The organism is Nostoc sp., from assembly GCF_041747015.1.
Classification (GTDB): Bacteria; Cyanobacteriota; Cyanobacteriia; order Cyanobacteriales; family Nostocaceae; genus Nostoc.
The window spans coordinates 1-5,272 of record NZ_JBGTFY010000083.1; the positions used below are offsets into that span (position 1 = coordinate 1).

Sequence of the window (5,272 nt, forward strand, 5' to 3'; positions counted from 1 at the left end):
AGATAACGACGCATGGCTTTGACAATTTGATGACGCAGTTGCAAATTTTGCGCCATGCGATCGCGTCGCAAATCCAAATAACGATATTTCAGCCGCAAGTCTTCCCGCACTGTCTCAGTGTCAGCTACGGAAACTTGAAAAGGTAACTGTTTGCAAACCGCGTTGAGGAGTTCAATTTTATCAGCGTAGATTTCTACCTCGCCTGTGGGGATGCGGGTATTGAGCGATTCTTCGGGACGTTGCGTTACTCTCCCAGTGATTTCAACAACATATTCATTTCGCAGGGCGTTCGCTTGTTCGTAAGAATCTGGGGTGCGTTGCGGATCGCTAACGATTTGGACAATTCCAGAGCGATCGCGTAAATCTAAAAATATCACACCACCATGATCGCGGCGACGGTCTATCCATCCGTAAAAGGTAACAGTTTTTCCAATATGTTCTTTTCGGAGTTCGCCGCAATAGTGAGTTCGCATAAGTGTTAGTTCTGTTTGTCTGGGCTAGATTGGCAAGAAAATATCAAAGCCTTCCCATTATCTAGCATCAATAGTAATTGTAGTAGTTCTATTGAAAGAAAAAATCAAATAATCTCATATTATAACAGAAACACTCTACATACCGATAAACTCTAATACTTCGGCATTTTCTTGTTCAACCCCTAAACAAAGTTCAATAGCTTCTTTAATCCGCTCTATCACTTCGTCTAGAGATTTAGCTTGGGTGTGATATCCAGCAAGACTAGGTACGGAGGCAACAAAATAACCTTCAGAGTCGCGTTCTATAAATGACGTTGAATTCTCTAGCCATCTTCAGATTTTTGTTTGGTCGGGTAATCTAATTTTAGAGTAGTTTAGTAGCTGCGAGCAATTATCGCTGATGCAAATCTACTCCCTTGCAACTCATGCGTAGGCGTAGCCCGCATAACGTACCACAATAGATTTAATCAAGATGGTGCATTCAACCCAATCTACGAATCTTAATCGCCATCTCCATAAAAATCTTCATCTAATAACTGTTCTATCAGAAAAGGACAATCGAGAGGATATTCTATGTCAGTTGGTTTTCTCACTCCTAATTTAGCTTTTTTACTTTCTTTGATTGCGAGTTTACGAGCATCGGCATAGGCTTTAGAAATAACTTCAGTAATATAGTTCTTAAAAGAAGGATTTTCTTCTAAATCCCTGTTTATTCTGAAACGATGTTCAGTGACAGAACTATACCAGCTTCCTTTCATCATCTCAGGAGCATCAGATTGAACGGTTAACTTGAGTAAATGAGCAATCAAGATTGTTAAATTACTAATAAATGACCGTTTCTCTGACTTTCCCATATCTTCTAATTCTAAAAGCAAATGCTCCCAGTCTATGTCGTTAAAACGATTTTCTTTAATCTGCTCAATAATGCTTTCTCGCCAAAGATTAAAATCTTGTTCGTACAGTTGATTATTCATATAGCAATCCGAAAGTGGATGAAATTAGGACTTACGCACTAGACAAATTAACCGTGATGTAAATTAACGAAAATAGGTCGTTTCAGGCTTTTATTAATTATCCTTATGATCGTAAATAGACCAGGCTGTAGGGGTTTAGGAATGCTAAACCCTTACGAAAGATGTGGCTTTCAACCATATCCATATTTGGTATTTATTGTCAATGCGTAAGTCATGGAAATATTGCAAATTCTTAAACGTATCGGTCAAGAAATGTCTACGACGGGCGTAGCTGCGACACCTGCATCATAACCGAATAATTATTAAGCGGAACGTTGAAATACTACTGAAAGATTATTAGCTGGCATTTGGTAAATCTGTTTCAAGGTGAGATTTTGGGCGCTAGCTACTGCTACAACATCATCCAAGTTACGCACACCCCACTCTAGGTTTTCGGTGCGTAAATATTCGTCAAAAGCTGCATTACTCGCTGCTGTATGTTCTCCACCTTGCTTGAAGGGTCCATACAAATAGAGGATACCTCCTGCTTTTAGGATACGACCTGCCCCTGCCATTAACCCCAGACAGGCTGACCAAGGTGAAATGTGAATCATATTGATGTTGACGATGGCGACAATTGGCTGCGTATTTAGCCAATCAAATGCATCATTTTCCACTGCCCAAACTGGTTCTCTGACATCTAGATCAAGCGGTGCATAAACGTTATCACATACATTGTGTTCAGTCCATGAAATAATGCTGGCTCTTGATTGCGGATTTGCATCTGTTGGTAGCCACAGACAATCCCTGAGCTTGGACGCAAAAAAGACTGCGTGTTCACCAGTACCACTTGCTATTTCTAAAATAGTGCCACTCTCCGGCAACACTTGTAAAAGCACTTCTAGAATTGGTTCGCTATTGCGCTGGGTTGCTGGTGCGTATTGTCGTGCGTCTTGTGTTGTCATCCGGATCATTATATTTAATTTGATTATAAAACAAGAAACATCTCCCAAATATCAAAGGAAGAACTCTACCTATTCTTTATAAAATATTTGCATAAGTTTGAGCAAGTCCCTTTTTGGAGACTCACCGCCATACAACCATTCTATTAAATTCTAAGTTCAACTCTTCCATTTGTGGAATAATGCGTAGACGCTCTTAGCAGCTTGTTGCAGACATCGCCCACCCGCAATGTCATCCCGCCCGTAGTTATCTCTACTTGGTTGAGACTGGGGGGGATCACAATACGGTTTGGTTAAGAATATTGTAGGTTGGGTTGAGGAACGAAACCCAACCTACAATATTCTTATTTTTTGGGCTTAACCGAACGGTATTGGGGGGGGGATTAATCAGCTGCTGCAATTCCGTGTTGAGGTTGCAAGTACCCCCAACTCCCCTACGCAACTGACACGGCGTAAGTTTTTGCAACACAACCGTTTTCCTTACTTAGACTTCAGTAACTACTCCTACTTTTTACTCAGCACTCAGCACTGTTTCAGTCAGGCGTTGTGCATTCCAAAATTGTTCTGCAAATGCAACCGCTGGGTGAATTGGGGATTTGGGCTTAGTTTTAAGTACCATTCCAACTTCATGAACTAAGCGATCGCCCTTGGTTGAGTTACACTTTTCACACGCAGTCACTACGTTGTCCCAACGGTGCTGTCCACCTTTTGAACGAGGGATTACATGGTCAAGCGTTAGACGCTTGGTGCTGCCGCAGTATTGGCAGGTGTGGTTATCTCGTCTCAGTACCTCACGTCGATTCACTGGAGGTACTTTCCAGTGACGTTCTGGATTACCCACCGTCAAGCGGATATGTTCAGGCACTTGTAGTACGATACTAGGAGAACGGACTTCCCAGTGCTTTGTAGTGCCAAAATTTAAAGATTCTGCCTGACCCGTAATTAACAGCACTATTGCTCGTTTGATATTGACGCGTGCTAGTGGTAGGTAGTTCTTAGAAAACACTACCACTGAATTTTGTAGTATATGTGGTTGCAGACTTGGTGGTTGAACTTGCATCTAAAAAAACTCCTTAAAAATAACTCCCGCCTCTGGTTATCAGGATCGGGGGTCAAGTAGTTGAAGTTGATACTTTTTCCACTATATCGGTGTCGCGATCGCCCGACACCTCCCACTCTGGATTGATTGGTCTGGATTCAGCCAAAGCACCAATCCTGTCAAAATGTTTTCATCGACAAATTTACCGTCTAAAAAACAATATATTCCCTCAAAGGCAAATAGCACAATTGCTTTGCCTAAACCCCACCAGGGGTAGCAATGCACTACACTATTTAAATTTGAGAAAAATCTGCGGATCATCGAATTTTTGTAGTACTTGTAGTTAATAATAACTTTTATATTACACTTATAGTATATATTTGTCCAGCGGCTTGAGGAGATTAGGGTGTCTAGATTGCAATAACCTTAATCTATTCGGTTAATTTAATAAAACTTAATTATTACCTATAAATATCATCCAAAGTGCCCACGACGAAAACGTATTAATCCCCGTGTTGTCAAAATCAAAATGTCCAAATTTAAACGCAAAAATTCATCACATAAATCTGTTATCAGAGACTTGGAAAAAGATTTAGAAATCCTTCCCCCACAAGCCGTTTGATAATTTCATTCATGGGTATTGAATTTAAACCAGATAAACACGAAGCTTGGAACAATCGCGGCAATGCGCTAGATGATTTAGGACGCAATGAAGAAGCGATCGCATCCTATGACCAAGCACTGAAATTTAAACCAGATTACCACCAAGCTTGGTACAACAAAGCTTGCTATTATGCACTTAAAGGTAATATTGAGCAGGCACTAGAAAATACATAATTTATATGGAATAACTCGAAAGCACCCATAACCATAATGGATTTTTGAACGGCTACGCACCAGAAGACGAAGGACTTTATGACGACTGAAAATTAAAAGCCATCATTCTGATAAAAATCATGTCACAACTTAAAATTAACTATCCAGAAACTTTACCAGATGCTTTACAACAAACGCGAGAACAGTTTGAGCAAGAAGCAAAAATGGCGATCGCAGTTAAACTATTTGAAATGAAACGCATTTCTTCTGGTTTAGCCGCACAATTAGCAGGTATAGATAGGATAAATTTTTTACTTAATTTACACCGTTATGGTGTGGCGATGATTGATCTAACAGAAGAGGAACTTATATCTGATTTAGCGAATGCCTGAAACTAATATAATTGTTATCAACGCCAATACATTACTAAATACTTAAATTTGTTCCTTCACCCATTCTCGAAAATTCCGCGTCATTTTCATCACGCCGACTCTTTGACTTTCTTCTAAAAATCGAGCAATTTCCATTAAAGGCAATTGTGCAAAACTTGGCGAACTATCACACTCTATATATTGCCCTTGTTGCAGTTGGTAAATATACAGCACACCTTCGTCATAACGCCAAAGTTCCATAACACCCAAAGACGCATAAATATCGAATTTATTCAGCGAAGAACTCGTTAAATCTATTTCTACTACTAAATCCGGTGCTGGTTCACAGTTCAAATTAATTTCTGATTTGTTCCTCACCAACGCTTCATTGCGAATATAGTAACTGCTATCTGGTTCCGCACCACACCGCAAATCTTCCCGTTTCAAAGTCGTTGAACCTGTAGGAAAAATCTCTAAATTCAACTCTTCACCCAAAACAAAAATGAGCAGTTTTAACAAGCAATTCCAATGTTCATGCGGCATCAGGGGAGTTATAATTTCCAGCATACCTTGGTCATAGGTGATTCGAGAGGCTCTATCCTCTCCCATCTCCGCTAGCATGGTTTCAAAAGTCTGCCAACTGATATTTCTCAATACA

At 40.1% G+C, this 5,272-nt stretch carries 7 protein-coding genes and 1 pseudogene; 2 read left to right on the forward strand and 6 right to left on the reverse strand.

Translation table 11 applies throughout. The annotated features are described in order from the left end of the window. From ACEW80_RS06565 to ACEW80_RS06585, 5 genes are all read right to left on the reverse strand, one after another. On the reverse strand, nt 1–473 hold a 473-nt coding region (locus ACEW80_RS06565; protein ID WP_373525827.1), incomplete at its 3' end, for an OB-fold nucleic acid binding domain-containing protein. Between the two features lie 500 nt (nt 474–973). Next, the gene (locus ACEW80_RS06570) at nt 974–1,447 is read right to left on the reverse strand and encodes a DUF29 domain-containing protein (protein WP_373525828.1); all 474 of its coding nucleotides are present in this window, start codon (nt 1,445–1,447) and stop codon (nt 974–976) included. A 302-nt stretch (nt 1,448–1,749) separates the two neighbouring features. Continuing rightward, complete coding sequence (locus tag ACEW80_RS06575) at nt 1,750–2,391, reverse strand: DUF938 domain-containing protein (protein ID WP_373525829.1); 642 nt, start codon at nt 2,389–2,391, stop codon at nt 1,750–1,752. Nucleotides 2,392–2,899: 508 nt separating this feature from the next. Continuing rightward, nucleotides 2,900–3,448, reverse strand: a complete 549-nt coding sequence (locus ACEW80_RS06580) for an HNH endonuclease (RefSeq protein WP_373525830.1) — start codon at nt 3,446–3,448, stop codon at nt 2,900–2,902. 81 nt (nt 3,449–3,529) lie between these two features. Further along, nucleotides 3,530–3,748: a hypothetical protein gene (locus tag ACEW80_RS06585; protein WP_373525831.1), complete on the reverse strand. Its 219-nt coding sequence runs from the start codon at nt 3,746–3,748 to the stop codon at nt 3,530–3,532. Between the two features lie 318 nt (nt 3,749–4,066). Here ACEW80_RS06585 and ACEW80_RS06590 point away from each other — a divergent pair. Then, nucleotides 4,067–4,264, forward strand: a pseudogene (locus tag ACEW80_RS06590) (tetratricopeptide repeat protein); the annotation flags it as partial. 116 nt (nt 4,265–4,380) lie between these two features. Continuing rightward, nucleotides 4,381–4,635 (forward strand): UPF0175 family protein, encoded by a 255-nt coding sequence (locus tag ACEW80_RS06595; RefSeq protein ID WP_373525833.1) that lies wholly within the window; start codon nt 4,381–4,383, stop codon nt 4,633–4,635. Between the two features lie 42 nt (nt 4,636–4,677). Here ACEW80_RS06595 and ACEW80_RS06600 read toward each other — a convergent pair. After that, a partial coding sequence (locus ACEW80_RS06600; RefSeq protein WP_373525832.1) for a Uma2 family endonuclease occupies nt 4,678–5,272 on the reverse strand: 595 nt, incomplete at its 5' end.

Excerpts from the sequence above, each read along its gene's own strand:
- ACEW80_RS06570 (WP_373525828.1), bottom strand. The coding sequence starts at position 1,447 with ATGAATAATCAACTGTACGAACAAGATTTTAATCTTTGGCGAGAAAGC.
- ACEW80_RS06575 (WP_373525829.1), bottom strand. The coding sequence starts at position 2,391 with ATGACAACACAAGACGCACGACAATACGCACCAGCAACCCAGCGCAAT.
- ACEW80_RS06580 (WP_373525830.1), bottom strand. The coding sequence starts at position 3,448 with ATGCAAGTTCAACCACCAAGTCTGCAACCACATATACTACAAAATTCA.
- ACEW80_RS06585 (WP_373525831.1), bottom strand. The coding sequence starts at position 3,748 with ATGATCCGCAGATTTTTCTCAAATTTAAATAGTGTAGTGCATTGCTAC.